The 26,383-nt window shown below is 65.3% G+C and carries 27 protein-coding genes and 1 pseudogene; 16 read left to right on the top strand and 12 right to left on the bottom strand.

Annotated features, from left to right (window positions below; all coding sequences use genetic code 11):
* The first annotated feature begins 183 nt into the window (after positions 1–183).
* From GBA63_RS01805 to GBA63_RS01790, 4 genes are all read left to right on the top strand, one after another.
* A complete protein-coding gene (locus GBA63_RS01805) occupies positions 184–1,281 on the top strand; it encodes a sugar ABC transporter substrate-binding protein (RefSeq protein WP_166172927.1) in 1,098 nt (365 codons plus the stop codon).
* 130 nt (positions 1,282–1,411) lie between these two features.
* Positions 1,412–2,428, top strand: a complete 1,017-nt coding sequence (locus GBA63_RS01800; RefSeq protein ID WP_166172925.1) for an ABC transporter permease — start codon at positions 1,412–1,414, stop codon at positions 2,426–2,428.
* Positions 2,428–3,210, top strand: coding sequence for an ATP-binding cassette domain-containing protein (locus GBA63_RS01795; protein ID WP_166172923.1), 783 nt, complete (start codon positions 2,428–2,430; stop codon positions 3,208–3,210). Before GBA63_RS01800 ends, GBA63_RS01795 begins: the two co-directional genes overlap by 1 nt.
* A gap of 40 nt (positions 3,211–3,250) precedes the next feature.
* A complete protein-coding gene (locus GBA63_RS01790) occupies positions 3,251–4,309 on the top strand; it encodes an aldose 1-epimerase family protein (protein WP_166172921.1) in 1,059 nt (352 codons plus the stop codon).
* Between the two features lie 97 nt (positions 4,310–4,406).
* Here GBA63_RS01790 and GBA63_RS01785 read toward each other — a convergent pair whose 3' ends face one another.
* Positions 4,407–5,495, bottom strand: coding sequence for a golvesin C-terminal-like domain-containing protein (locus GBA63_RS01785; protein WP_166172920.1), 1,089 nt, complete (start codon positions 5,493–5,495; stop codon positions 4,407–4,409).
* A 146-nt stretch (positions 5,496–5,641) separates the two neighbouring features.
* Positions 5,642–6,418 carry an HpcH/HpaI aldolase family protein gene (locus GBA63_RS01780; protein WP_166172918.1) on the bottom strand — a complete coding sequence of 259 codons (777 nt, stop codon included), beginning with the start codon at positions 6,416–6,418 and terminating at the stop codon, positions 5,642–5,644.
* Positions 6,419–6,563: 145 nt separating this feature from the next.
* Here GBA63_RS01780 and GBA63_RS01775 point away from each other — a divergent pair, with 145 nt between their 5' ends.
* Complete coding sequence (locus tag GBA63_RS01775) at positions 6,564–7,379, top strand: MBL fold metallo-hydrolase (RefSeq protein WP_166172916.1); 816 nt, start codon at positions 6,564–6,566, stop codon at positions 7,377–7,379.
* A gap of 202 nt (positions 7,380–7,581) precedes the next feature.
* Here GBA63_RS01775 and GBA63_RS01770 read toward each other — a convergent pair whose 3' ends face one another.
* The 4 genes from GBA63_RS01770 to GBA63_RS01755 form a co-directional block, all read right to left on the bottom strand.
* Positions 7,582–8,463 (bottom strand): MBL fold metallo-hydrolase, encoded by an 882-nt coding sequence (locus tag GBA63_RS01770; RefSeq protein WP_166172914.1) that lies wholly within the window; start codon positions 8,461–8,463, stop codon positions 7,582–7,584.
* 101 nt (positions 8,464–8,564) lie between these two features.
* Complete coding sequence (locus tag GBA63_RS01765; RefSeq protein WP_166172912.1) at positions 8,565–9,776, bottom strand: alpha/beta fold hydrolase; 1,212 nt, start codon at positions 9,774–9,776, stop codon at positions 8,565–8,567.
* A gap of 182 nt (positions 9,777–9,958) precedes the next feature.
* Entirely contained in the window at positions 9,959–11,026 is a 1,068-nt protein-coding gene (locus GBA63_RS01760; RefSeq protein WP_166172910.1) for a fatty acid desaturase family protein, read from the bottom strand.
* A 294-nt stretch (positions 11,027–11,320) separates the two neighbouring features.
* Positions 11,321–11,548, bottom strand: a complete 228-nt coding sequence (locus tag GBA63_RS01755; protein ID WP_207957021.1) for a hypothetical protein — start codon at positions 11,546–11,548, stop codon at positions 11,321–11,323.
* A 308-nt stretch (positions 11,549–11,856) separates the two neighbouring features.
* Between GBA63_RS01755 and GBA63_RS01750 the strand changes: the two genes are divergently transcribed.
* A complete protein-coding gene (locus GBA63_RS01750) occupies positions 11,857–12,204 on the top strand; it encodes a hypothetical protein (protein WP_166172906.1) in 348 nt (115 codons plus the stop codon).
* On the opposite strand, the gene GBA63_RS01745 is transcribed toward GBA63_RS01750, so the two are convergent.
* Together GBA63_RS01745 and GBA63_RS24230 are read right to left on the bottom strand one after the other, a co-directional pair.
* Complete coding sequence (locus tag GBA63_RS01745) at positions 12,201–12,644, bottom strand: response regulator transcription factor (protein WP_228282435.1); 444 nt, start codon at positions 12,642–12,644, stop codon at positions 12,201–12,203. The two genes, GBA63_RS01750 and GBA63_RS01745, sit on opposite strands and share 4 nt — an antisense overlap.
* Positions 12,645–12,711: 67 nt before the next feature.
* Positions 12,712–12,858, bottom strand: a pseudogene (locus GBA63_RS24230) (DNA-binding response regulator); the annotation flags it as partial.
* Positions 12,859–13,234: 376 nt separating this feature from the next.
* On the opposite strand from GBA63_RS24230, the gene GBA63_RS01735 reads away from it, so the two are divergent.
* The 10 genes from GBA63_RS01735 (at position 13,235) to GBA63_RS01695 (ending at position 21,901) form a co-directional block, all read left to right on the top strand.
* Entirely contained in the window at positions 13,235–13,630 is a 396-nt protein-coding gene (locus GBA63_RS01735; protein WP_166172902.1) for a hypothetical protein, read from the top strand.
* Positions 13,631–14,222: 592 nt separating this feature from the next.
* Positions 14,223–14,882, top strand: a complete 660-nt coding sequence (locus GBA63_RS01730; protein WP_207957020.1) for an ABC transporter permease — start codon at positions 14,223–14,225, stop codon at positions 14,880–14,882.
* Positions 14,879–16,051 carry an ABC transporter ATP-binding protein gene (locus GBA63_RS01725; protein WP_323127026.1) on the top strand — a complete coding sequence of 391 codons (1,173 nt, stop codon included), beginning with the start codon at positions 14,879–14,881 and terminating at the stop codon, positions 16,049–16,051. The genes GBA63_RS01730 and GBA63_RS01725 overlap by 4 nt, the downstream gene beginning before the upstream one ends.
* Complete coding sequence (locus GBA63_RS01720; protein WP_207957019.1) at positions 16,048–16,875, top strand: ABC transporter permease; 828 nt, start codon at positions 16,048–16,050, stop codon at positions 16,873–16,875. Before GBA63_RS01725 ends, GBA63_RS01720 begins: the two co-directional genes overlap by 4 nt.
* Positions 16,876–16,916: 41 nt before the next feature.
* Positions 16,917–17,864, top strand: a complete 948-nt coding sequence (locus tag GBA63_RS01715) for a glycine betaine ABC transporter substrate-binding protein (protein ID WP_166172900.1) — start codon at positions 16,917–16,919, stop codon at positions 17,862–17,864.
* A gap of 217 nt (positions 17,865–18,081) precedes the next feature.
* Positions 18,082–18,897, top strand: coding sequence for a fumarylacetoacetate hydrolase family protein (locus GBA63_RS01710; RefSeq protein ID WP_166172898.1), 816 nt, complete (start codon positions 18,082–18,084; stop codon positions 18,895–18,897).
* 75 nt (positions 18,898–18,972) lie between these two features.
* The gene (locus GBA63_RS01705) at positions 18,973–20,421 is read left to right on the top strand and encodes an aldehyde dehydrogenase family protein (RefSeq protein WP_166172896.1); all 1,449 of its coding nucleotides are present in this window, start codon (positions 18,973–18,975) and stop codon (positions 20,419–20,421) included.
* 4 nt (positions 20,422–20,425) lie between these two features.
* Positions 20,426–20,887 (top strand): VOC family protein, encoded by a 462-nt coding sequence (locus GBA63_RS01700; RefSeq protein ID WP_166172894.1) that lies wholly within the window; start codon positions 20,426–20,428, stop codon positions 20,885–20,887.
* A complete protein-coding gene (locus tag GBA63_RS23870) occupies positions 20,884–21,006 on the top strand; it encodes a hypothetical protein (RefSeq protein WP_266096288.1) in 123 nt (40 codons plus the stop codon). Before GBA63_RS01700 ends, GBA63_RS23870 begins: the two co-directional genes overlap by 4 nt.
* Before the next feature lie 46 nt (positions 21,007–21,052).
* A complete protein-coding gene (locus GBA63_RS01695) occupies positions 21,053–21,901 on the top strand; it encodes an IclR family transcriptional regulator (protein WP_228282433.1) in 849 nt (282 codons plus the stop codon).
* Between the two features lie 225 nt (positions 21,902–22,126).
* On the opposite strand, the gene GBA63_RS01690 is transcribed toward GBA63_RS01695, so the two are convergent.
* From GBA63_RS01690 to GBA63_RS01675, 4 genes are all read right to left on the bottom strand, one after another.
* Complete coding sequence (locus tag GBA63_RS01690) at positions 22,127–23,470, bottom strand: MFS transporter (RefSeq protein ID WP_166172890.1); 1,344 nt, start codon at positions 23,468–23,470, stop codon at positions 22,127–22,129.
* 65 nt (positions 23,471–23,535) lie between these two features.
* Positions 23,536–23,994, bottom strand: coding sequence for a Rieske (2Fe-2S) protein (locus GBA63_RS01685; RefSeq protein WP_166172888.1), 459 nt, complete (start codon positions 23,992–23,994; stop codon positions 23,536–23,538).
* Positions 23,995–25,113, bottom strand: coding sequence for an amidohydrolase family protein (locus GBA63_RS01680; RefSeq protein ID WP_166172886.1), 1,119 nt, complete (start codon positions 25,111–25,113; stop codon positions 23,995–23,997). It lies immediately after the preceding gene.
* A gap of 14 nt (positions 25,114–25,127) precedes the next feature.
* Entirely contained in the window at positions 25,128–26,240 is a 1,113-nt protein-coding gene (locus GBA63_RS01675) for an amidohydrolase family protein (protein WP_207957018.1), read from the bottom strand.
* Positions 26,241–26,383: the final 143 nt, after the last annotated feature.

Raw genomic sequence — 26,383 nt, 5'->3', positions numbered from 1 at the left:
GGCGTCAGGTCGCCTCCTTCGGAGGCTCTCAGGCATCAGGTGTGCTGTTCGCGGCCGGGCCCCGACCCCGCGCCCCTGAAGCCCGATGCCCGTAACCTGAAGCCTCTCTTGACACGGATGCATATTGGTATGACAATGCCTGATGGGAAAGGCTTTCGCGCAAAGAGTAGATAGGGGTAGCGTATGGGCGGGCGTGGATCCGGCACGGTTGGTTTCGGCGACCTCAGGCTGGGGAGGCGGCAGTTCCTGGCGGGGGGTGCGCTGGCTTCGGCCGGGTTGTTGCTAGCCGGGTGCCGGCAGGAGGCGCAGCAGGCGAGCCAGGGGGGATCCGGGGGGTCGGGTGGCAACTTCCCTGACACGCCGGAGTACAACTTCGTCTTCGTCAACCACGTGACCACGAACCCGTTCTTCGTGCCCACGCAGTATGGGATCGAGGACGCCGAGGCGTTGCTCGGGACCAAGTCGCAGTGGACGGGGTCCGAGACTTCCGTGGTCAGGGAGATGGTGGGGGCGATGGACTCGGCCATCTCGGGGAACGCCGATGGGATCGCGGTGTCGATCGTGGACCCCGAGGCTTTCAACGACCCCATCCAGCGGGCGCTGGACCAGGACATTCCGGTGATCGCGTACAACGCGGACGGCGCGGCGGACCAGGAGAACCCGGCGCTCGCGTACGTGGGGCAGGACCTGTTCCAGTCCGGGGTCGAGATGGGCAACAGGATCGTCGATATCGTGGACGAGGGTCTCGTTGCGCTGTTCATCGCGACGCCGGGCCAGCTCAACATCCAGCCTAGAATCGACGGGGCCAGGCAGGCCATAGAAGACTCGGGCGCCAACATCGAGATCCAGCAGGTCACCACGGGCGCGGAGTTGCCGGAGGAGCGCTCCAGGATAGAGGCCTGGTACAACGGCCACCAGGACGTCGCGGGAATGTTCGCCGTGGACGCGGGGAGCACCCAGGGTGTGGCGCAGGTGATGGAGCAGTTCGGGCTCGCCGAGCAGGGCGTCAGGGCCGGCGGGTACGACCTGTTGCCCGAGATCCTCAAGCTCATGAAGGCCGGTCACATAGACTTCACGATAGACCAGCAGCCTTACTTGCAGGGCTTCTTGCCGATCATGCAACTCTACCTGTACAAGATCTCCGGCGGCGTAACGGGCCCCGCGGAGACGAACACGGGCCTTATCTTCGTCACCCCCGACACGGTGGACCGTTACCTGCAGACCGAGTCGCGCTTCGAGGGGGACTCGGAGCAGCAGAAGATCGTAGAGGCGCCGGCCTAAGAGGTGTCAGGCATCAGGTTACAGGCATCAGGGATGGTTGGCGCGACTCGGTCTCGGATGCGCGCTCCTGAAGCCTGAGAGCCTGCGAAGCAGGCGACCTGAAGCCCGAAGCCTCCGGAGAGGAGAGAGCTTGAGCGAGACTACCGCGCAGAAGACATCCGAAGCCGGGCCGCGGGAGCGGGGCTTCGGCGGCCGGTTGCTGACCGCGCTTGTCCGGGTGCGGGAGGTGAGCGTGCTCATCGTCGCGGTTGGGCTGGTGCTCTACTTCCAGGCCGCCAACTCAGCCTTCCTCTCCGAACAGAACATCCTCTCGCTCGCCCGGTTCGCCGTGCCGTACGTGGTCATAGCGTCGGCGCTGTGCCTGCTCCTGATCTGCGGCGAGCTAGACCTCTCGGTCGGCCAGTCGTTCGCGTTCGCCCCGATCGTCATGTACCTGGCCTACGACGAGCTCTTCCTCGTGCTGCCGCTCGCGGTGCTCGCGGGCATACTCGCCGTGGCGGTCGTCGGGCTCGTCAACGGCCTGATCACGGTCTACCTCGGCGTCTCCTCGCTCATCACGACGCTGGGGATGTTCTTCCTGCTCGCCGGCCTGAACGTGACGCTCACCGGCGGCTTCCCCGCGACCACGCCGGATACGAACGCCCTGACCCAAATCCTGGGCGAGTACCCGTGGGCCGGGACCATCTGGGCCCTGGTCATAGTCGCCGTGCTTCAACTGGTCCTATCGCGTACCAGGTGGGGGCTCCACACGTACGCGACGGGCGGAAACCCGCTCGGATCTAGAGAAGCAGGTGTCGGGGTGGCGCGCATCAAGATCGGCAACTTCATCATGTGCGCCGTGCTCGGCGGGTTCGTCGGGATCATCGAGTCTTTCCGCATCAACTCGATAGACCCCCTGGCCGGCGGGCCCGACATCGTGCTCCTTTGCATAGCGTCCGCGGTAATCGGGGGTACGGCGTTGCTGGGTGGGATCGGGACGGTGACGGGCGCGTTCCTCGGGGCGCTCGTGCTCGTAATCCTCCGCAACGGCTTCACCCTGCAGGGGATCAACGCCGACACCTTCAATATAGTCCTGGGGGCGGCGATCCTGGTAGCCATGATCCTCAACGTCTACGTGGCCCGCCTGCGCGGCGCGGGGAGGGTCTGATGGAGAACGAAAACAACGGCCGGGACTTCCTGCGCGCCGAGAACGTGGTCAAGCGCTTCGGCGCGGTCTCGGTCCTAAAGGGCGTGGACATGCACGTCAAGAAGGGCGAGGTGCTGGGACTCATCGGGGACAACGGCGCGGGCAAGAGCACGCTGCTGAAGACGATCACGGGTTTTCATCGTCCGGACAGCGGGCGCATCCTCATAGAAGGCAAGGAGGTGAACCTCCGCTCCGTCTCTCAGGCCCGCTCTTTGGGCATCCAGACCGTCTACCAGGACCTGGCGCTGGTCAACGAATTGTCGGTCTTCCACAACATGTTCTTGAACGGGGAGCTGACCGTCGGCCCCTTCCTGAACAACCGCAAGATGAAGGAGAAGACGGCCCGCTACCTTGAAGACATGGGCGTGCGCATCCCGTCCATAGACACCGAGGTGGCCCGCCTCTCCGGCGGCCAGCGCCAGGCTATAGCCGTGGCGCGGGCCGTCTACTCGGACGCGAAGATGCTGCTCCTGGACGAGCCGCTGGCGGCGATGGGGGCGAAAGAGGGGGCGCTTATCCTAGACCTGATCCAACGCCTCAAGGACGAGCGGGGGATACCCATGATCCTCATAGTCCACAATTACGCCCAGGTCTTCGATGTCTGCGACCGCGTGAACCTCTTGCGCAACGGCCGCATCGAGTACGACAAACCAGTCGCCGAGACGTCCGTGGAGGAACTGACGGAGCTCGTCGTAGCCGAGTACCGCAAGGCCCGCGCGGGCAACACCGGCGACGGACAATAATCCTTTCTGGAGAGAAAGGCGAATCCGGGGGTGGTTCAGGATGGGTACCGACGCCGTACCGGAAGGTACCGGACGAAGGCTCGGCCGCGGCCAGTTCTTGCGCGGCGCGGCAGTGGGTGGGGCGGCCCTCGCCCTCTCGCTGGGCGCACCGCGCGGGGCTGAGGCGCAGGGCATGACAGGCGCAGGGGCGTACCTGCCCACGGGCGGGCAGTTCGAGATAGTCCACGGCGACCAGAGCGCGATAGTCACGGAGGTCGGCGCCACGCTTCGCTCCTTCTCCGTCGCGGGCCTGGAGCTTTTGGACACCTTCGGGGTGGACGAGATGAGCGACGCCTCGCGCGGGCAGGTGCTCCTCCCGTTCCCGAACCGGGTAGACGGCGGCCTCTACGAGTTCGAGGGGGAGGAGCAGCAACTCCCGCTCACCGAAGCAGCCGCGAACAACGCCATCCACGGCCTGACGCGCTGGCTCGACTGGACGCCCCTGCGCTGGACGGCCTCTGGCGTGACCCTGTGCCAGCGGCTCTATCCGCAGGACGGCTACCCGTTCCTGCTGGCGCTCCAGATCGAGTACTCCCTCTCGGACCTCGGCCTCACGGTCGCGACGACGGCCACCAACGTCGGGGATAGCCCCCTGCCTTTCGGCGCCGGCCATCATCCCTACCTGACCGTCGGCACCCGGACCATCGACGCGGCGACGCTGCGACTGCCGGCCCGGACGACCCTCGAAACCAACGACCGGCTCATCCCGACCGGGAGGTCGTCGGTCGCCGGGACGGACTTCGACTTCCGGGATGGGCGTGAGATCGGGGCCACCCAACTCGACACCTGCTTTACCGACGTGATCCCCGAGGCCGACGGCTTCACCCGCGTGTACCTCACCCACCCCGATGGCAGCCCACAGATCACGCTCGGCATGGACCCGTCCCACGGCTTCATCCAGGTCTACACGGGCGACACCCTGCCCGAAGAGGACCAGCGGCGCGGCATCGCCATAGAGCCGATGACCTGCGCCCCCAACGCCTTCAACTCTGGCGACGGCCTGCGCGTCCTCGCCCCGGGCGAATCGTTCACGAGCGTGTGGGGAATGGTTTGCAGGTAGGCATCAGGCGCGATGCCGGGTTCCGGAGCTCCCGGAAACGACATCGGGGTGGGCCGCGAACGGCCCACCCCGATACCCGAAACCCGTAGCCTGAAGCCTACCTGAGCGCGAACCTCTTGGCTCCCCAGTATCCGCCGAGGTACCTCTCCTCGCTCACGACCACGCGCCCGAAGTAGGTCGAGGCGTGGATGATGTTGCCCCTGCCGGCCCAGATCGAGACGTGGTCCGCGAAGTGGGAGCGGAGCCGCCCATCCCTGTCCAGGTCGTGGAAGACGACGTCGCCGGCCCGCAGGCGGGTCTTACCGTAGATCTTGTATCCCCTGTCCATGTTCCACTGGTAGACCGGGGAGTCCGGGAGGCTCTGGCCGAACCTCTTGAAGACGAGCTTCGTGTGGCAGGAGCAGTCCTCCTGAACGTCGTTGCGGCAGCGGTTGTGGCCGTAGGGGGTGCCGAGGTGCCTCTTGGCGACCCGCAGGACGTCGGCGCCGGTAGGCTGGCCCGCCTTCGTGGTCGTGGAGCTCTTGGAGAGAGACCCCGAGGAGTCGTACGAGCTCCGGTCCTCCTCGTCCGCGGCGAAGGTGTATGGGTCGGCGACGCTGGCCGTCCGGCCGTCCTTGCCAACGAGGGCGTCGCCCACGATCATGACGGCGTCGGCAACCGCCCTGCCGCCGCCGGACTCGAGCCGGATGTCCCTCTGGCCTTTTTGCATCTTGTAGGCGCCGATCCTGACCCACATACCGCCGTCCTTGCTCTGGTCCACCTCTTCCCACTTCGTCCCGCCCGCCGCCGGGATGCCGAGGCGCGCCGCCTGGGCGTTCTCACCACCGGCGGGCCAGCGGGCCCAAACGGAGTAGTAGCGGGTCCGGGGAACCTTCATCTTGAAAGAGACGGGCCCCGCCTTCTCGGTGGCGACGGCATACCCCTTGCCGAAAGCGCTTCCGGCCACCTGCTTGCTCTGGTAGCCCTTCGCCTCGAAGTTGCTGCTGGAGTTGTCTACTACCTGGTGGTAGGGGTTCTTCGGGGACTCGTTCAAGACCCGGTCCTCCACGCCCTCGAGCTCTTCCAGGGCCCTGGCGGTGGGTGGTCCAGGTTCGGACTTCGCCTCCGCGACTACCAATAAAGACAGGAACACGGCCATGATGGAAGCCACGAACATGGTGACACCGACCAACGAGATCCGACGCATGTGGCCCCCCTCCGGGCGAATGGGTCATTTTCGCAACGTAGTGTAACGTAACGAAACACAAAAGTTAAGGTTTCGAAACAACGATTTTGAAGACCATACGGGCCCCGGCGCCAGGGTGACCCTACGGTCTGGCCCGGGAGCGCCGCCTACCTCTCTGGAGGACGTTTTTCCCTGAGGGCCGCGGCCGCGGCCGAGGCGCCGTCCGCCAGAAATCGGACGTCCGAGGAGACGTTGACGAAGTTGAAGCCGGCCTCGATCATGCGCCCGGCGTACCCCGTGGAGCCGGTAAAGATGCCGGCTGCCAGGCCCTTGTCCCGCGCCGCGCCGACCACCCGGACGATCGCCTCGACCACTTCGGGCTCCTCGCGGTCCATCCCGGGCCCGTGCCCGAGGGCCTGGCCCAGGTCCGAAGGCCCGACGAAGACGGCGTCCAGGCCCGGGACGGAGAGGATGCCTTCCAGGTCTTCGAGGGCTTCCCTGGTCTCGATCATCGCCACCGTCACGACGGCCTCGTTGGCGTTCGCCGCGTAGTCGGGGCCGCCGTAGAGGTTCGCCCTAAACGGGCCGTAGCTGCGGTAGCCCTCGGGCGGGTAGCGGCAGGCCCCGACGAAAGCCTCGGCGTCTTCGCGGCCTTCGATCATGGGGCAGATGATGCCGTAGCAGCCAGCGTCCAATAGCTTCATGATCGTGCCCGGATCGTTCCAGTTCACCCGCGCGAAGGGTACGACGTCGGTTGTAGATATCGCCTGTAGCATCGGAATGACGCTCCCCATGTCGGGTGGACCGTGCTGCAGGTCTATGGTGAGGCTGTCGTAGCCGGCGTGGGCCATGACCTCGGCCGAAAAGGAGCTGGGCACGTGCAGCCAGCCGTTGAGCACCACGCCGCCGCCCTCCCAGATGGACCTCACCCTGTTCTCCCGCACGCCCTCTCCTCCCTCTTAGATGATGACGGACGGTAATTCTATGCCGGAAGGTGTCCCCCCGCTTCGCGGTAGGGGGGGCGCGGGGATATGACTCGGTGGTAAGCTGGCCGGCACTAACGGCCGGCGGGAGAGGTAGGTAGACGGCATGGACATTATCTCCGGTATCGACGGGCTGCGGGTGGGGGAACGGGCGCTCGCCTTCTGGGGGATGGGGCAGGTGGGGGTGGCGATCCAGGGCCCCGAGAGCGTGCTGTACGTCGACCCGTACCTGACCGACTCGGACGGCGAGGGCGGGAGCCTCGAACGCGCCTTCCCTCCCCCGCTGCGTCCCGACGAGGTCAGGAACGCGGACGCGGTTCTCCTCACCCACGACCACATAGACCACACGGACCCCGACACCGTCCTGCCGCTCTCCGGGGCGTCGCCGGAAGCCCGGTTCGTCGCCCCTTTCACCAGCCGCGAAACGCTCGTGGAGTCCGGACTGGCCTCCGACCGCCTCGTCGAGCCGGAAGTTGGGGAACCGGTCGAGGTCGCCGGGGCGAAAGTGACGGCGGTCCCTTCGGCGCACACGGAGTTGGAGCACGACGCGGGGCGCGGTTACCCATACTTTGGGTACGTGATCGAGTGGAACGGGGTCACCGTCTACCACGCTGGGGACACCGTGATCTACGACGGCCTCATAGAGAGGCTATCCGGCTGGGAAATAGACGTCGCCTTCGTCCCGATCAACGGCCGCGACTACTTCAGGACGGCGCGGGGCATCGCGGGCAACACGGACTTCAGGGAGGCCGCGGAGCTCGCCGAGGCCCTGAACTTTGGCCTGATCGTCCCCACCCACTACGACCTCTTCGCCTTCAACGGCGCAGACCCGGGCCACTTCGTGAGCTATCTGTACGGCCTGAACCCGATGCGCCGCCACAAGCTGCTGCTCCCGGGCGAGCTTCTGTATTTCGCTAAATAGCTTGTCAGCATTTCAGCTTGTCAGCACGCTTCGCCCTGCTACGCAGGGCTCGCTCTCAGCCGTCAGCCAGTCGTCTCGGTGCGTGCCGCCTAGCGATCGCCGGACCTTCACGTATAGCGCCGCCTAGTAAGGCCCCGGGTGGAAAGAAGCTGACAGGCTGAGAGCCTCCGAAGGAGGCGTGCTGACGAGGGCAAAGCCCTCGTCACATATGGGCGCGGATGGCGGCCCCGATCTCGATGGCGAAGTCCGGGTACGGACCGAGCTTCTCGTCGGCCAGCTCCGTCAGCTCTTTGAGGCCGGTGATGCCGCCCTTTATTCCTTCCCGCGTTACCTCGTGTACCCGGTCGGTGAACTCCAGGGAGCGGTCGAGGAAGTCGAGGGCTTCCTGCCCCTGCATCTGCGGGTAGTGGGCGGTGAGGAGGTATTCGGGGTTCATGGCGCGGAGCTTGCGGATCGTGGCGCGGTAGGTTGTGGCGTCGAAGTAGCGGGGCGGCTGGAGGAGGGTGCCGGCGCGGTCGTAGATGCCCCTTTCGAGGGCCGCGTCTATGACGATCGCGGCCCCGCTGTCGGGATCCCAGAGGCCGAGGTGGCCCGGGGTGTGGCCCGGCAGGTGCAAGACCTCGACGCGACGGCCGGCACCGAGGCGAAGGGTCTCTCCGCCGCGCAGGCCGGTGTCCACTGGGCAGTCGCCGCCGAGCTCCGCGCGGATCCAGGCCAGCGATTCCCCGTCCAGGCCGAAGCCGTAGGGCTCGGACCAGCGGTAGATCTCGGCGAGTATCCTGTCGTTGCCCTCGACCCAGGCCCGGTCTGACTCGCCGCAGAGGAAGCGGAGCCGCGGGTTCATCTCCTTCAAGGCCCGGTTGCCGCCGCAGTGGTCGACGTCGGCGTGGCTGACGAAGACCTCGTCCAAATCGTCCACCGAAAGCCCGATGCCTTCGAGATAGGGGACGATAACGCCCTCCGGCGTGCCGGAGAGGCCGGTGTCCACAAGGATCTTCCTATCCTCCCCGACCAGCAGGTACTGGCACACGAACCGCTCGCCGAGGTCTGACTCGATGCGATGCACTCCAGGCAGGATCTCCACTTCGGCCCTCCCCTATCCACAAGATCCGCGAAGGCCCACACTAACATCCTCAGGGTTCCGCGCAACGCCGCGGCCGTCCGGGCGCGGCCACCGTTCGGTGCCTAGCGACCGGAGCGGGGCGCGAGCCAGTCGCCGACCCTGGGCCAGAGGTCGGCGGCGCCCGGCCCGACGAGCATGCCCACGTGACCGGCGTCCAGGGAGACGGACTCCTTGTCCCGGCTACCGGCGAGGATCGTCGTGGCCCCCGTCTGGGAGGCCGGGACGACGTAGTCCCACTTTCCGGAGGCGTTGAGCACGGAGCACCGGATGTTCGAGAGGTCCACCCTACGCCCGCGAAGCTCCACCCGGCCCTTGACGAGCATGTCCCGCTGGTAGAAGTCCTTTACCCACTGGCGGAACGTCTCGCCCGGGAAAGGGGCGGCGTCGTCCACCCATTTGCTCACCGCCAGCCACGAACGCAGGGAGACGTCGCGCCCGGCGAGATCCCGGACCTCGCGCAATACGGCGTCGTAGAGGCCGAAGCCGCCGGCCCTGGCGACCGTGCCCACGGCGGCGGCCTGCAGGGAGGCCGCCGCGTTGATGAGCGAGCTGGCAAAACCCGTCGGCAGGTTCCCGAGGAACCGCGGCACCACCGCCGGGTCGAAGAGCGCCCCGCCGTTGCGGCTCGCGAACGTCCAGAGCCCGAGGAGACCGGGGTCCCGCGGCACGAACTCCGTGGGCGCCGAGAGCAGCACGAGGTTCTTGATGGGCCCCTCGGGAAAGAGCGAAGCGTACATGGCGCACAGGGTGCCCCCCTGCGACTGCCCGAAGAGGCTTACCTCTTTTGCGCCGGAAGTCTCGACGACCTTCCGGACCGCGCCGTGCATGTAGTCCAGCACGAAATCTTCGAGCGACAGCCGCGCGTCCCCGGCGCCGGAGACCCCGAAGTCCAGCATGTAGACGTCGAACCCCTCCCCCACCAGATACTCCACCAGGCTGTTGCCCGGCACCAGGTCCAGGACGTAGGGCTTGAGCACGAAGCCGTAGATCAGAAGCACCGGGACCGGACGCCTTCTCCCCGCACGACCCCCACCGCCCCGGTAGCGGTATAGCCTGGCCTTGTTCCTGCTCCAGACCACCTCCCTGGGCGTGGCCCCCGTCTCGACACCTACCTCCCGCAACAGCACGTGCGTGCCCGTCGCGTACTTTCTGGCCCGGATCGTCTCGGGACCGTCGTAGTTGCAGATGCCCAACGGCCCAAGGCCCCACCCGTCGGCCGAACCGTCCACCAACCGCAACGGGCCCGCCCCGCCGGAAGACCGCTCGCGGATCAAACCAGACCGCCCGTCCGCCGCCCGAAGACCCCGGCGACGGCACGCCCGCCCGCCACCCAAAGCCCATACCCGCCTGCCACCATACCGATGCCTCCGAAACAATCGCCTCAATACCCGTATACTATGTGCATTCTACATATACATGCGATATTAGAAATCCGTCGTATGTTCTCTGGCCGGCTTTACGGGCTGGTGCGCCGGGGTTTGCGGAGGGGGGAGCCGACCTCGTGGAGGTGGCTCAGGATCTCACGGTAGGACTGGAGCACGCTCGTCTCGTGGAACGGGATCTCGTGCTTCCGGCAGAAGTCTTTGATGATCGGCTGCGCCTCCTTGAGCTTGTTGCGGGGCAGCCTCGGGAAGAGGTGGTGCTCTATCTGGTAGTTGAGACCCCCGTACCAGAAGTCCGTGATCGGGTGGGAGAGGACGTTGCGGCTGGTCAGGACCTGACGGTGCAGGAAATCGACCCGGCTGTCCTGCTCCAGCAGGGGCATCGCCTTGTGGTTGGGGGCGAAGATGGAGACCATGTAGACGCCAAAGAGCCCGCGATGGACGACGACGAACAGCACGGCCGTCAGGGGTTCCAGCACGGAGAACAGCAGGCCAAAATAGAGGGCGAAGTGGGCCAGGATCACGAGCGCCTCGACCAGCGTGCTCTTCGCCTTGCCCGAGGCCAGGAACTCGACGCTGCTGCGGTGCATGCTCAACGCCTGGAGAAAGGAGAGGGGGAAGATCAGGGCCGCCTGGTACTTGACGACGAACCGCGCGATGCCCCTCTTGTCCATCGCCTGGTCCTCGTCGAAGGCGAGCAGCGGGATGTCCACGTCCGGGTCCACGTCGACCTGGTTGGGGTGGCCGTGGTGCTCGTTGTGCTTGTCTATCCACCACTGGCGGCTCACGCCGAGCAGCAGGTTGCCGAAGACGAGGGTAAGCCAGTCGTTCTTCCGCGCGGAGCGGAAGGTGAACTGCCGGTGCCCGAAGTCGTGGGCGAGCAGGCTGATCTGGACGAACACAAACGCCAGATATACGGCGTTCAAGAGCTGAAACCAGAGGTCGTCGAAGACGAACAACAAGGCAAGGCCCACCGCCAGCAGGCCCAGGGTGAGGGCGGTCTTGCCCGCGTAGTAGGCCGGCTGACGTTCGAGCAGCCCGTCCTTCTTGACGATCCGCTTTAACTCGGCGTAAAGGTTGACTTCTTGACGCCGGCCGGACGGGTCCGGCATCTCGGCGGAGGGCGAAACGTCTGGTCTCATACGTCGTATTCCTTTCCGGCCGGGGCGACTGTCCGGCGGCTCTGTGTGGAGTTCGATTGGGTCTCTCGAAGCCTGTCCTCGACCCTCTTTCCGGTGACGCCCGGCGCCTGGGTGGGTGAGATGGGGAAAGAAGGAAGGTCAGACGCCGAACAATGGAGATGAGCATACCCTCCTGGCGGCTCCTCCGGGCCCGATTCGGCAGATACGAACCAAAAATGTGTCAAAGTATGCAAAACGGACGACTCGAAAAGCAGACGGTGACTCCGGATGTGAGAGGGCGCCGCAGTCAAGTCTTCAGACGGCGCGTTTCGGGCTGGGCGTGGCGTCTGCTCTCGATACCCGGTTGCGGTTCAACCACGGTCCATCGGAGGAGTCGATGTCGAAGAGCATCTCGGTCCTGACGAGGTTCAGGAGCTTCACCAGCCTCGTCCGATTTCCGGAGCGGGCCCACTCGAGGGAGTCCCCGCGGCTGGCAACGGGACCGCCCGAACGCCGTCCGCCTTCTCCGCCCCGCTCAAGCATCCGGTCGCGCTCCTGTATTCGAGGATGGGTGGACGCGCGCGAATATAGCCTCACCCTGACCCTCCCGGTAGTGATTTCGATCCCTACATATAGGAAATGTGTCGAAGTGTGTAGCGGGAGGTCCGCACGGTTCACGGCGGAGCCGGCACCCGGGATACGAAACGCCCGCTACACACTTTCACACATTATGCGTCGCGGCCGTCCCAATCCTCCGGCGACGGGTGTATAGTGCACTCACAGCTATTTGTGGGCCGCTCTTGTGCGTATCGTTTCGTATCTGGTTTCCCGCGAGTCAGGAGCGTGCGGGAGTGCGCATACTCGTCACCGTAAAACCCAAGATGTACCGCGAGACGCTGGCGCTGGCCCTGCACGAGCACCGTCCCGACGCCGAGGTGATGATAGCCTCTGCGGACTCCCTCGACGGGCAGGTGCGGGACTTCGCGCCCGACCTGCTCGTGCGCAACGACAACGACGGCCTCTCGCCGGAAGACTTCGTCGGCATCGCGTGCCGGATCGAGGTGCTGTTCAGCGACGGGATGGACGTCAGGGTCAACCTGGACGGCCGGGTCAGGGAGATAAAAGACATGGGCGTGGCGGACTTGCTCGCGGTCCTGGACGAGGTGGAGGAGTTCATCTCCACGGAGCCGGTGGACTAACCCGGCCGGCCTCCGGGCTGCCCGTCCTCGTCGGAGGGCTCGTAGTCCGTGATCTCGCTGACGGTGATCCACTCCTCCTGCAGCGCCTTTCTCGCTGCCTCGCCCCGAGATCCCACCCCCATCTTGTTGTAGGTGTTCGAGAGGTGGCGCTTGACGGTCCCCTCCGCCAGGTGCACCCGGCTGGCTATCTGGCGATTGGAGAGGCCCCGTGCCGCGAGCAGCAGGATCTCGAGCTCCCGCACCGAGAGCAAGCCTTCGGAACCGCCCTCCGACTCCTCCAACATCGTCCTTGGCATGCCCACCACCACGTTGCCGTCCTCGGGGGCGAAGGCGGCGGCGCGGATCGCGCTCACGAGCTGGGTCGTGGAGGAGCTCTTGAGCACGTATCCGCTGGCCCCAAGCCTCAAGAAGGTCCGCATCATCTCGGGGTCCTCGAACATGGTCACGGACGATGACCTTGGGCGCCGGCTCGACCTCGCGCATCCTGTCGAGGGACTCCCTGGCCTTCTCGAAGGGCATCTGCACCTGCATGATGACCACGTCGGGCTTCTTCTCGCGGGCGAGGTCGACGGCGCCATCGTCGTTGGTGGTCTCGCCGACGACCTCGAGCCCCCCGTAGGCGGTCAAGAGCTGCGCCAGCCCCTCGCGGAACATGGTGTGGTCGTCCGCCAGTAGCACCGTCGTCGGCCGGCCGTCCATCGTCTATTTGAACCTATCGAAGATTGCAGACATCCCCAAAGTAACGGGTCCTTCCCACGCGTTCGCGCCGAACGTCCACGACGCCAGACTGTTTGCGCATTTTACGTGTGTCTTAGTATGTAGTCTACGTCCGTACTCTTCCAGGCCCCCGCAGTGGCCTCGTCTACACATTTCGACACATTTGCCGTGCGAGGCGGCCTTCCGGGGTTTCCGGGATAATGGCCGTGTATTAAGCTGTCGGCTCGTGCCCATTGCGGCGATATAGGGACCGGGCAAGCGCGATCCTCGTGAGGCTCTCGCGGATCGGTCTCCACGCGAAGGAGAGTCGGAGATGTTGAGGCATGAGACGGCGCAGCCGCCGAACCTGACGACCGTTTACTGGCTGATAGAGAACCCCGAAGCCGAATGGTCGGATGCGTTCACAGTCCGTATAGGCGCCCAGAGAGAGGCGCTGCCGGTCTTCAGCTTCCCGGACGAAGCCGATATGTTCCTGAGGCTCGGCGGATTGGAAAAAGAAGGTTGGCTGGCCGTCGAGAGCACGGCCGGGGAGCTCGTCTCGCGGCTCGCGGAGTACCAGCGTGCGGGCGTCGATCTCGTGGCCCTGGACCCGTTGCCGGAGATGGTTGGCTCCATGTCCGACGCGACCATCGCCCTCGTGACCTTGAGCCTGGCCGGCTTCGCGGAGCGCCACGCGGTAAGGTCGCAGGAGAGGCTCGCGCGTAACTGAAGCGATCGGAATGGGTGAACTCCCGCCCAGCGCGCCGCTGGCTTCCAGCACGCTGCGACCTTCACGACCCTCCGGGTAAGGAAGTCGCCCCGCGGGTTGGTTCCGGCGGTCCATCGCTTACATACTTTGACACATTTACGATAGTAAAGCCTATCCTGGGTTTCCGGCGCAGCCGCGAACCATTAGAGTTACAGGATCTGGCGCGGCGTGATCCGGGAACCACGGTTCCTACGGATCGATCTTTATTTGGAGGGGAGCCGGAGATGCCGAGGAACAAAGCGACGCCACCGTCGGGCCGAGATGCTGGCCAATTAGGCGACGGGATGTCTCGGCTGGTGGCTTGCTTTGCATCTTCGAGGGGGCATGCCGCGCGGCCCGAACCCGTCCTGGCAGGCCGCGCAAAGACCCGCGCCGGAAGGAAGCCAAAACCGTGACGGTGGCGCCCGCAACAAGAAATGTCTATTATTACCGTGCGCCTGCCACCGGATGAGCCGGTGGAGACGTGCACTATCTGGAGTCGTTTCGAGAGAGGTTGTGCTAATGATTATGCATGGTTACACGTGATGCGCGGCTACTCACGTGAGGCGGCGGCATGAACAGCATGGGATTCTTCGAGTACCTCGCCTCGCGGTGGGACGACCTGTTGGAGTTGTCCATAGAGCACGCGCAGGTGGTGCTCGTGTCGCTGTTCATAGCGACCGTGATCGGGGTCTCCCTCGGCGTCTTGACCTACCGGCGTCCGGCGGCGGCGCAGGTGGTCCTGGCCGTCTTCTCGGCCATACTGACCATCCCGTCGTTCGCGCTCTTCGGAATCGTGCTCAGCCTGCCTTTCATGGGGCTCGGGTACACGCCGACGGTCGTGGCGCTCTCGGCCTACGCGGTGCTCTCCATCTTGAGGAACACCATAACCGGCCTGCAGTCCGTCGACCCGGCCGTCACGGAGTCGGCCAAGGGGATGGGCCTCAGCGAGTGGCAGGTGCTCTTCAAGATAGAGATGCCGCTCGCGTGGCCGGTGATCATCGCCGGCATCCGGGTCTCGGCGCTGCTCATTCTCGGCATCGCGGCGATAGCGGCGTACGTCAACGGGCCGGGGCTCGGCGGGGACATCTTCTCCGGCCTCAGCCGCATCGGCGGCGCCAACTCGCTGAACCTGGTGCTCGGAGGGGTGCTTGGGATCGTCATCCTGGCACTCGTCTTCGAGGTGTTGTTCGCGGTTCTCGGCAGGTTGACCACTTCAAGGGGGTTGGGTTGAAAGACGAAGAACGAAGTAATCAGGGGTCGGAGGCCATGATCCGGCTGGAGAAGCTCTCCAAGACCTTCCCGGGGCAGTCCGAGCCCGCCGTGGACGAGCTGACCATGGACATCCACGAGGGCGAGATCGTCGTCTTCGTCGGACCCAGCGGTTGCGGAAAGACCACGACGATGAAGATGATCAACCGCATCATCGAGCCCTCGGGCGGCAGGATCATCATCGGCGGCGAGGACGTGACGAGGACAAACCCTGACAGGCTAAGGCGGCGCATCGGGTACGTGATCCAGCAGATCGGCCTCTTCCCCCACATGACCATCGCCGACAACATCGCCACCGTCCCCAAGATGCTCGGCTGGGACAAGAGGCGCATAGCCGAACGCACGGACGAGTTGCTGGAGACCGTCGGCATGGACAAGTCCTACAGGGACCGTTTCCCGAAGGAGCTCTCCGGCGGCCAGCGACAGAGGGTGGGCGTCGCGCGGGCGATGGCGGCGGACCCGCCGATCATGCTCATGGACGAGCCCTTCGGGGCCGTCGACCCCATAACCCGCGAGCGGCTCCAGGACGAATTCCTGCGGCTTCAAGAAGAGATCCAGAAGACCATAGTCTTCGTCACCCACGACATCGACGAGGCCATAAAGATGGGCGACAGGATAGCGATCCTGCGCGAACAGTCCATTATAGCCCAGTACGACACCCCCGAGCGCATCCTCACCGACCCGGCAGACGCCTACGTCGAGGACTTTATAGGGGCGGGGGCTTCTTTGAAGCGCCTGTCTTTAAGCCGGGTTCGGGACATAAAGACGAGCGAGTGGCCCGTCGCGAGCCTCACCGACAGCCACGAAGAGGTGCTCCAGACGCTGAAGAGGTCGGGCAAGGACTACGTGCTCCTGCTGGACGAGGGGCGCAAGCCCAAGCGCTGGGTGGGCGTCGCGGAGCTCGAGATGGACGGCGCCCCGCTCAGGAACGCCGGGTGGCCCGCCGTGGCGATCGTGGAAGGCAAGTCCAGCCTCTACGAGACGCTGGACACCATGATCACCTCATACAAGGGCTCGGCCATAGTCGTCGACGACGAGGGGCGCTACGAGAGCGTCGTCGACTTCGGGACGGTCCTGCAGGCCATCGAGGAGATGAGGCCGGAGGAGCACCGCGTGGGCGGGGGCGCGTGAGGGGCACCGAGGAGAGGCGGGAGACCGCACCCCCGGGCGGGGTTTCAGAGACCCCGCGGACGCCCGGGCCTGCTAGTAAGGCGGGCGGGGCCGGCCTCGGGAGGACGCTCGCGCGCTACCTGGTCATGCCGGTCTTTCTCGTGGCCGTCTGCGCGGGGCTGTACGTGTGGCTCGGCACCCTGGACCTCGACAGCATCGAGCGGCGCTCCATAAACAGCGACGTCATCCTGCGCAGCGTCGTGCGGCACCTTGAGATCACCGCCGTCGCCACGCTGGTCGTCGTGGTGCTTGCCGTGGCCACGGGCGTGGTCCTGACGCGCCCGGCCTTCCGCAAGGTGTCGCCCTACGTCGCCGCGCTGGCGAGCACGGGTCAGGCGATACCGTCCATAGGCGTCCTCATACTCATAGCCATCCTCTTCGACCAGTTCGGCTTCAGGGCGGCGGTCTTCGGGCTCGTGCTCTACGCCTTTTTGCCCGTGCTCGGGAACACGATGGTCGGCATAAGGCAGGTGGACCGCCCGACCATCGAGTCGGCCCGCGGGATGGGCATGACCAAGACAGCGGTGCTCTTCAGGATAGAGCTGCCGCTCGCCGTGCCCATCATGCTCGCCGGCATCAGGACCGCCCTGATCATAGTCGTCGGCACGGCGACGCTCGCGACTTTTATCAACGCGGGCGGGATGGGCGACATCATCAACACCGGGATCAAGACGAGCCGCGAGCCGATACTCATCACGGGCTCCATCCTCACCGCCGTGCTGGCCCTGGCCATAGACTATTTGGCCGGCATAGCCGAGGACGTCTTGAGACCGAAGGGCCTGTGAGCGGGCCGATGGAGAGCAAACCCTACAGGGAGGATCGTTTAGTGAACAGAGCCGTGTTTCGGATGGTTGGCGTGCTGGTCGTGGCGGCGATGGTCGCCGTCGGTTGCGGCGGTGGCGGCGGCGGGGCGAGCGGGGACGTGGACCTCTCGGACGCGGACCTGGTGGTCGGCTCCAAGGACTTTACCGAGCAGTTGATCCTCGGCTACATCACCCTCCAGGCGCTCGAGAACGCCGGGGCGAACGTGGAGGACCAGGTGGGCCTCGCGGGCACCGACGCGGCCCGCCAGGCGCTCGTCGGCGGCGACATAGACATGTACTGGGAGTACACGGGCACTATCTGGATCAACCACCTCGGCAACACGAAGCCCATCCCCGACAGCAAGAAGCAGTACGAGGCCGCCGCGAAGGCGGACATGGAGCAGGAGAACCTGAAGCTCCTCGAACCGGCCCCGTTCAACAACACCTACGCGCTCGCCATCCGCGAGGAGGCGGCCGAAGACGTGGGCGTCGAGAAGCTCTCCGACCTCAAGACACTCGTGGAAGAGAACCCGGACGAGGCGACGGTCTGCGTCGAGAGCGAGTTCAACTCGCGCGACGACGGCCTGCCCGGCCTGGAGAAAGAGTACGGCTTCCAGTTCCCGAAGGGCAACGTCGCCCTCTTCGACACCGGCACGGTCTACCAGCGCACGGACAAGGGCGACCCCTGCAACTTCGGCGAGGTCTTCACCACCGACGGCCGCATCGAGGCCCTCGGCCTGACGGCCATCGAGGACGACAAGAACTTCTTCCCCAAGTACAACCCGGCCCTGGAGGTCCGCAAGGAGACCTTCGACCAGTACGGGCCCCAGCTCGAGGAGATCTTCACCCCCATCGCCAAGGCGCTCGACGCCAAGACGATGACCGAGATGAACGCCAGGGTGGACGTCGACGGCGAGCTCCCCGAGGACGTGGCCGAAGACTTTCTCTCCGAGAAGGGCTTCGTAGAGTAGGGAGGCTTCCTGCAGGCCCGGGGGCACGCGCCCCCGGGCCTTTTCGCGTTGCCACAGCGGCTTTGCAAAGAGATCAGCACGCATCGGCTTCGCCTCCGCTGTCGGCCATCAGTTTTTCGCTCTTGCTGAAGCTGATCGCTGACGGCTCTCAAGAGGCGGGCAGGAGCGCCGGAGTCGTGCTAGCTTGTGTCCCTGGAGGAAGGAGGATCCCACCAACATGTATCTCTCTCGTCACGGGACCGCCGAGGGCCCCCGGTGGGCGCTCGACGGACGCTACCTGCCCGGGGACTTCACCCTGGCCGGGCTGCTGGAAGGACCCGCAGCGCGAACCCGCACGGCCCTCGAAGACCTGGCGACAGGAGACACCGCGGAAGGCCCCCTGTTGCCCCCAGTCGAGCCCTACCAGGAGGTCTGGGCCAGCGGGGTTACCTACGAGCGGAGCCGCGAGGCCCGCGAGCTCGAGTCGGCCGACGCGGACGCCTACGCCAGGGTCTACGACGCACAGCGCCCGGAGCTCTTCTTCAAGGGCCACGGCTGGCGGGCCGCCGGCCACGGGGGCAGCGTCCGCGTCCGTAAGGACAGCCGCTGGAACGTGCCCGAACCCGAGCTCGTGCTCGTCCTGAACAGCGGGATGGAGATCATGGGCTACACCGCGGGCAACGACGTCTCTTCGAGGGACATCGAGGGCGAGAACCCCCTCTACCTGCCCCAGGCCAAGGTCTACGACGGCTCGTGCTCTTTAGGCCCCGGCATCGTGCTCGCCGGGCCTGATGAGATGCGAAACCTGCCGATACGGCTCCGCGTCTTCAGGGACGGTGCCGCCGTCTTCGAGGACGAGGTCTCGACGTCGAGGATGAAGCGTTCCTTCGAAGAGCTCGCGGAGTACCTCGGGAGGGAGTTGACGCTGCCTTCCGGCGCCCTCCTGATGACGGGGACGGGCATAGTGCCGGGGGAGGAGTTCACGTTGACGCCGGGGGACAGGGTCGAGATCTCCGTCGGGGAGCTGGACCTCGAGAACGACGTGGTCTCGTAGCGGGGCAGGAAATAAGAAGCGCGGAGATCGGGTAGAGAAAAGACGAAGGTTTTACGAGCAAACCTGGAGGAGAACGTGATCGAATCCCAGACAGAGGCCCTCAACTTTATAGGCGGCGAATGGGTCCCGGCCGACTCCGGCGAGACTTCCGAGGTGGTGAACCCGTCCAACCCGTCAGAGATCCTCGGAACGACGCCCAGGTCGGACAGGGCCGAGACCGAACGGGCCATCGAGGCGGCTACAAAAGCGCTCCCAGACTGGAAAGCGACGCTCCCGGCCTCCCGGGGTGCGATCCTGATGGAGGCCGCCAACATCATCGAGTCGCGCGAGGACGAGCTGGCGACGCTCATGGCCCGCGAGGCCGGCAAGCCGATGAAGGAGGCGAGGATGGAGGTGGGCCGCGCCGCCAGCATCTTCCGCTACTACGGCTCCGAGGGCTGGCGCCTGGACGGCATCAACCCGCCCTCGGCCCGCCCCGGCGTCACCCACGCCTCCATGAGGGAGCCCCTGGGCGTCGTCGGCCTCATAACGCCGTGGAACTTCCCGCTCGCCATACCGTCCTGGAAGATGGCGCCCGCGCTGATCTGCGGCAACACCATAGTCATCAAGCCGGCCGCGAACGCCTCCCTGAACGCCGCGGCCCTGGTCGGCATCCTCTCCGAGGCGGGCCTGCCCGACGGCGTGGTGAACATGGTGACGGGGCCTGGCTCCACCGTCGGCGACGCGCTCGTTACAGACCCGCGCGTCAAGGGCCTCTCCTTTACCGGATCCACGGCGACGGGCCTCGGCATCCAGGAGCGGGCCATAGGCAAGAAGGTGCAGCTGGAGATGGGCGGCAAGAACCCGTTCGTCGTAATGGAAGACGCCGACCTCGCGGACGCGGCCGCCAAGATCTCCTTCTCGGCCTTCGGCTTCGCGGGCGAGAAATGCACCGCCGCCAGCCGCGCCATCGTCGTCGAAGAGGTCTACGACGAGTTCATAGGAGAGTTGAAGAGCGCCACGGAGGCCATCAAGGTCGGCGACCCGATGGACGAGGACGTCGCCGTCGGCCCCGTCGTCAACAAGGATCAGTACGAGAGCATCCTCGCCGCGCTGGAGACGGCCAAGGGCGAGGGCCGGGTGGTCATAGAAGGCGGGGCGACGGGCTCAGAGGACGAAGGCTACTTCATCGCGCCGGCGATCATCGCTGATGTGGACAACCGGTCGGAGACGGCGCAGGAGGAGATCTTCGGCCCCGTCCTCGCCGTTATAAAGGCCCGCGACTTCGACCACGCCGTGGAACTCGCCAACGACACGCGCTACGGCCTGACCGCGGGCATAGCCACGAAGTCGCTGCGTTACGCCTACGAGTTCATGGCCCGCTCGGAGACGGGGTTGGTGAACGTGAACCTGCCGACGGCGGGCCTGGAGTTCCAGGTGCCCTTCGGGGGCAACAAGGAGTCGGGCGTCGGCGGTCGGGAGCAGGGCCCCGCGGCCCTCGACTTCTACTCGGCCTGGAAGACCGTCTCCGTGATGCCGCTCTAGGGCAATGAAGGCGAAGGGTTTCACCCACGTCAGCATCGGCGCCAGGGACTTGGAGGAGTCCACCCGATTCTACAAGGACTTCTTCGGAATGGAGGAAGTCCCGGCCCCGGACTTCTCGGGCCCGGTGCGCTGGCTGCGAGTCGGTGATCTCCAGTTACACCTCTTCCACGACGAGAACCCGGCGCCCGTCGGCCACCACTTCGCGCTCGACGTGGACGACTTCGAGGAGGTATTCAGGAAAGCCGGAGAGACCGGTGCCCGCGTCAAGAGCGGTAATTACTCGACCGTCAGGGAGCTACCCGATGGGGCGGTACAGATGTACCTGCGGGACCCGTCCGGGAACCTGGTCGAGGTCAACTGGCGCGACGTGGGCACGCTTGATCTGGAGCTTATCGGGGAGATCCGCAAAATCGGCGGCCCCCCGGACGCCGTCTTGTACATAAACCCAGAAGGAGAAGAGGAGTGACGATCGGCGAGGGCCTCAAGACGCTCACCGAAGACTCGGCGCTGCCGGACAGGGCCATAAACAAGGACGAGGTCTCCTGGACGCTCCTGGGCGTTGGCTCAACCTCCTCAAGTACATAATATACGTTACCTCGGCCGTCCCGGAAACAGGTTACACTTGATCGTAATGGCTACGACGAATAATAAGGGCGAAGTCGGAACAAACACCTCCCCCGGCACGAACGGTTACCAGGTACGTGCGGTGGTCCGCGCGGTAGACATCCTCGAGTTGCTCCGAACGAGCGACGGGGGGGCCTCTCTCAACGAGTTGGCCGGGCGTTCCGATCTGGCGAAAGCCTCGATCTTCCGCATGGTCCGCACGTTGGAGAGTACCGGTCTGATCGAGCGCATACCCGGTTCGGACTCGTACCGGCTGGGCGTGCGCTGCCTCACGCTCGGCCAGGCATATCTGGAACAGACCGACCTCCGGGGCGAGGCCTTGCCCACCCTGCAACGCCTGCGCCAGGAGTTCGACGAGACGGTTCATCTCTCCGTACTAGACGACGAACTGCGGGTCGTGTTCCTCGAAAAGCTGAACACCACCCACGCCCTGGGGCTCATGTCGTCAAGGATCGGCCGGACGGTTCCTTCGTACTGCACAGGGAGCGGAAAGGCGCTGCTGGCCGAGCTCGACTACGACCCGGTCGAGGTCCTGGAAGCCAACGGGGTTCTCAAGCGCCACACGCCCAGCACCATATACGAGCCCGACGCCCTCCGACGCGAACTGGAACAGATAAGAGCGCAAGGGTACTCCCTGGATCTCGAAGAGCGCGAGCCGGGCGTTCGATGCGTGGCGTGCCCGATCAGGGCGGCCGGCGGAAATACGGTCGCCGCCGTCTCGGTCTCCGGTCCCACGCAGAGGCTTCCGGAGCACCTGCTTCAGGGCGAGCTCGCCGATGCGGTGAGAGCCGCGGCCGTAGAGATCAGTACCCGTCTGGGCTACACACAACGGCGGGACGGGCTCCCTACCGCCTGATAACGGCTCGCGGGAGGATCGATCCTCCTGCGAGCCGGGCTACAGGTTTCAGGCTTCGGGCATCAGGAACGTCTTCCCGGACGGACGGCGGTCGCCAACCCGGGGCCTTCGGGCCAGGGGGATCAATGCTCATGAACTCCGCTATGAGCCACTTCGCTTTAAGAACGGGAGACCGGGCCGGCATCGATGCCGGCCCGGTCTCCCCAGTCGGGGCTGCTGTCCCTTCTAATGGACTCGTTCCGCCGTTCTTGCGGCATCCTCCGGGCGCTCGATCTTGTCCGAGCCGGTCGTCCGAAGCAGGGTTGCGGCCACGGCGCTGATCGCCGCTACGGCGATCAGGTACACGGAGATCGGCCAGTAGCTGCCGAAACTCGCCAGCAGTTGGGTGAAGATCATAGGCACGAATGCGGCGCCCAGGACCGTCCCGATCGTGAGCCCCAGGGAGATACCCGTGTAGCGTACGCGCACGTCGAACGCCTCGGAGAAGAGCGTGCCCATCGGTCCGTAGGTCGCGCAGAACCCGGCGGTGGCCAGCAGGTATCCCAGCAGCATGAACACGAACACTTCCGTGTTGATAAGCCAGAATATGGGGAAGGCCGACGCCATCACGAGCAGGCTCCCGCCCACATACACCCGCTTGCGCCCCACCCTGTCCGACAGGTGGCCGAAGAACAAAAGCCCGAAGAAGCTGAAGATGCTGGAGAAGACGGTGAGGAGCAGCATGGTGCTACGCTCCAGCCCCAGTTGCTCGGTGCCGTACGTCAGGCTGAAGACGAAGATCACGTAAAAGATCCCGCCGATGACCAGGTAGGAGAGGCAGGTCAGTATCACTTCCTTCCAGTGGGTGAGCAGCGTCTCCACGAAGGGCACCCGGGCCTCGGTCTGGCTCTCCTTGACCCTCTGAAAAGCGGGGGTTTCGACGATCTTCAACCGGATATAGAGGCCCAGGGCCACGAGCAAGGCGCTGGCCAGGAACGGTACGCGCCAGCCCCAGGTCAGGAGTTGGTCTTCGGGGAGCGCCTCGATGGCGAGGAAGATCAGGGTGGCGAGGAGCAGTCCCAGGGCTACCCCCGTCTGGGGGAAGCTGCCGTAGAAACCCCGCCGGTTGGGCGGGGCGTGTTCCACGGCCATGAGGACGGCCCCGCCCCACTCCCCGCCGAGGGCGAACCCCTGTATGAAGCGCAGCACAAGCAGCAGAATGGCGGCCGTGGCGCCTATGGCGGCATAGGTGGGCAGCACCCCGATGAGGAAGGTGGCGGCACCCATCACGAAGAGGGACACGACCAGCATGGTCTTGCGTCCGAGCCGGTCCCCGTAGTGGCCGAAAGCGATGGAACCGAGCGGACGCGAGAGATATCCCGCCGCGATCCCCCCGAAGGCGAGCATCGTGCCTACCAGCGGATCGGCCCCAGGGAAGAACAGGAGGCCGAAGACCAGCGCCGCCGCCGTAGCGTAGCCGAAAAAGTCGAACCATTCGACGGTCGTGCCCACCATGCTCGCCACGGCAACGGTCCTGACGTCCGCGGTCTGCCCACGGTCTTCCCCACCCAACTTCTCTATGGTTTCCATGCTTCTTGCTCCTCCCTGAGACGCACTAGATGTCCCCTCTCTTGTCCGACCACCGGTCACGAAAGCTACAGGTTGAGAACGATGTATTCGTGTTCGACCGAGACCTCGTACGTCTCCGCTACGTAAAGCCCTTTCTCCAGGCCGGCCTCGGCGAGTTCCTTGCTGCCGCCAGGCTCGGAGAGCAGCGTGTTTCCGGGCGCGACCTTGGCCTCGTAGCGCCGCACCCGGACCTTTGCCGGGTCGACCCAGGATTGACCCGTCCTGATGTCGAACTCCCACTGGTGCCACGGGCACCGGAGGATCTCCCCCCTCCTGACGTACGTCACGTCGCCCGGCTTCTCGGCGTGGACGAACCCAGACAGGACGCCCTTGCACAGCTCGGCCCCCTGGTGGGGGCACTGGTTCCGGAGGGCGAAGAACTCACCCCCCACGTTGAACACGCCTATGGAACGTCCGCCCACCTCGACTATCTTGCGCCCGCCGGGCGGTATCTCCTCCACCGTCCCCACCACGTGCTCGCCCATTCAGCCGCCCTCCTGGCCGAATCCGTAGAGCTTCTTCGCGTTTTCGGAGAAGATCCTGCGCTTCAGCTCCTTCGGCATCCTGGGTGGAAAGGCCCTGTTCGGGTCGTCGAAATCCCAGTGCGGGTAGTCCGAGGCGAAGAGGATCTTGTCGTCCGCCCCGAAGTGCTCTATGGCCTGGAGGAGGTGGTTGGGGTCGGCCGGTTCCTCTATAGGCTGGGTGGTTACCCAGAGGTGCTCCCGGATGTACTCCGACGGCGGCCGTTTGAGGTGCGGCACCTCCTCTTTTAACCTCTTCCAGTTCTGATCCAGGCGCCACATGAGCGGAGGAAGCCAGGCGAACCCTCCCTCTATCGACACGAGGCGCAGGTCCGGAAACATCTCGAATACGCCCTCGCAAGCGAGGCTGATCACCTGACTCTGGGAGGCCAGGGAAACTATGACGTGCTCCTCCAGATAGTAGGAGGGCCAGCCGACGGGCGTGGGCGGTACGCCGGTCGTGTTGCTGGCGTGCATCCCGATCGTCAAGCCGTGGCGCTCCGCCGCTTCGTAGATCTTCCAGTACTTGCGCCGGCCCAGGGGTTCCAGGGTTCGGGTAAGCAAGAGCACCTGCACGTAGCCGGGATGGTCCCCGACCCGCTCTATCTCCTCCGCCGCGAGCTCGGCGTTCTCGAAAGGCACCACTATCGAGGCCCGCAGGCGCTCGTCCTTTTCGAGCCACTCCGCGATCTGCCAGTCGTTCACGGCCCGCGCCATCGCCGCGGCCCACTCGTCGTTGAGCTCGTGCCCGACGTGCTCGAAGCAGTTCAGGATCCCGTACTCGATGTTGAAGGCGTCGAGGTGCTGCTCCTGCATGAACTCGAGGTCCGAACCCGGCGGCAACCCGGAAGGCGGCCACGCGTCTGTACGTGCGGTGGCCGCGGAAACCTTGGGGTACTTCGTCGAAGCGTACATGTAGCCGTCGTGCCCTCGCGGCCCGATCGTCTCGAGGTGCCTCTGCCAGCGCGACGGCAGGTAACTCTTTAGGACCTCCCGGGACGGAAAGACATTGTGTATATCTGCGTCGACCACACCAACCCTGGTCCGGCCCGCAGTTGCTCTCTCTGTCAACTTCTCGACCATCGCGGTTGCCTCCTTTACCGCTCGCTGGTTGCGTCGTCCAGCCCGTACAAGGCGCGGGCGTTCCCGGAAAAAATCTTGCGCTCCAGGTCGGGGGGGAGCTTCACGGGGAGCGCGTCCTCCGGCTCGTCGAAATGCCAGTGCGGGTAGTCCGTCGAGAAGAGCAACATCTCCTCCGACCCGATCTGGTCTATGACCTGGAGCAAATGTTCGGGATTGGAAGGTTCGTCGATCGGCTGGGTGGTGAGGCGCACGTGCTCCCGGATGATCTCGGACGGCGGACGGCTGACCCACGGCGTCTCCCGCCGGATGCCCTTCCAGTCCTTGTCGAACCTCCACATGAGCGACGGCAGCCAGGTGATGCCGGCCTCGGCGAGCACGACCCGGAGCCCGGGATACTCCGCGAAGACGCCGGCGGTGACCATGCTGACTACCTGCGCCTGGAAAGCCTGGGCAAACCCCACATAATCCTCGATGTAGTAGGAAGGCCAACCCACCGAGGTGATGGGGTTGCCGGCGCTCCCGCCGGCGTGGATGCAGACCGGCAGCCCGTGGCGCTCGGCGGCCTCGTAGATCGGCCAGTAGTAGCGCTCGCCGTAGGGCATCTCGGATCTGGCCAACAAGAGCACCTGCGCGAAGCCCGGATGGCCGCCCACGCGCTCGATCTCCCGCGCCGCAGTCCCCGGATCACGCGTCGAAACTGTGATCGAAGCCCGCAGGCGCCCGTCTTTTTCGAGCCATTCGGCAATTTGCCAGTCGTTGAGCGCGCTGGCCATGACCATGGCCCACTCGCGGTTCTGGATCAGCTGAACGCCGTAGACGCAGTTGAGCATCGCGTACCGGACGTTCCACGGATCTAGCAACTGGTCCCTCAACAGCCCAAGGTCGGAACCCGCCGGTCCCCCCGCAGGCTCCGATCCGGGACGCGCCGACAGGGGGACGCCCTTCGGATAGTAGTTGGGCTCTATGGTCTTAATGCCGGATTCGACCATGTAGTCGACCCAGCGGTCCGGCAGGTGGGGAAACAGGGACTCGATGGAAGGCACCGCGTTGTGAACGTCGCAGTCGATGATGCCGCCCTCTATGTTGCCCCGCTTCTCCCGACCCGGCAGTGTCACTGTCCTGCCCAAGGTTGCCCCTTCCCCTCGACTGCTTCCCTGCGATCCTCGCTCCGTTCCCGTTCGTCTCGTAGAATGAAACGATACACTATTCTACGAAATACGTAAGAACCGTAGCACGGACGCAGATCGTCGTCAACAAGCACGCGTGTCCT

It is taken from the genome of Rubrobacter tropicus (assembly GCF_011492945.1).
GTDB classification, from domain to species: domain Bacteria; phylum Actinomycetota; class Rubrobacteria; order Rubrobacterales; family Rubrobacteraceae; genus Rubrobacter_D; species Rubrobacter_D tropicus.
The sequence above is the reverse complement of the archived record's forward strand: the minus strand, read 5'-3'. Positions and strand labels throughout refer to the sequence as shown.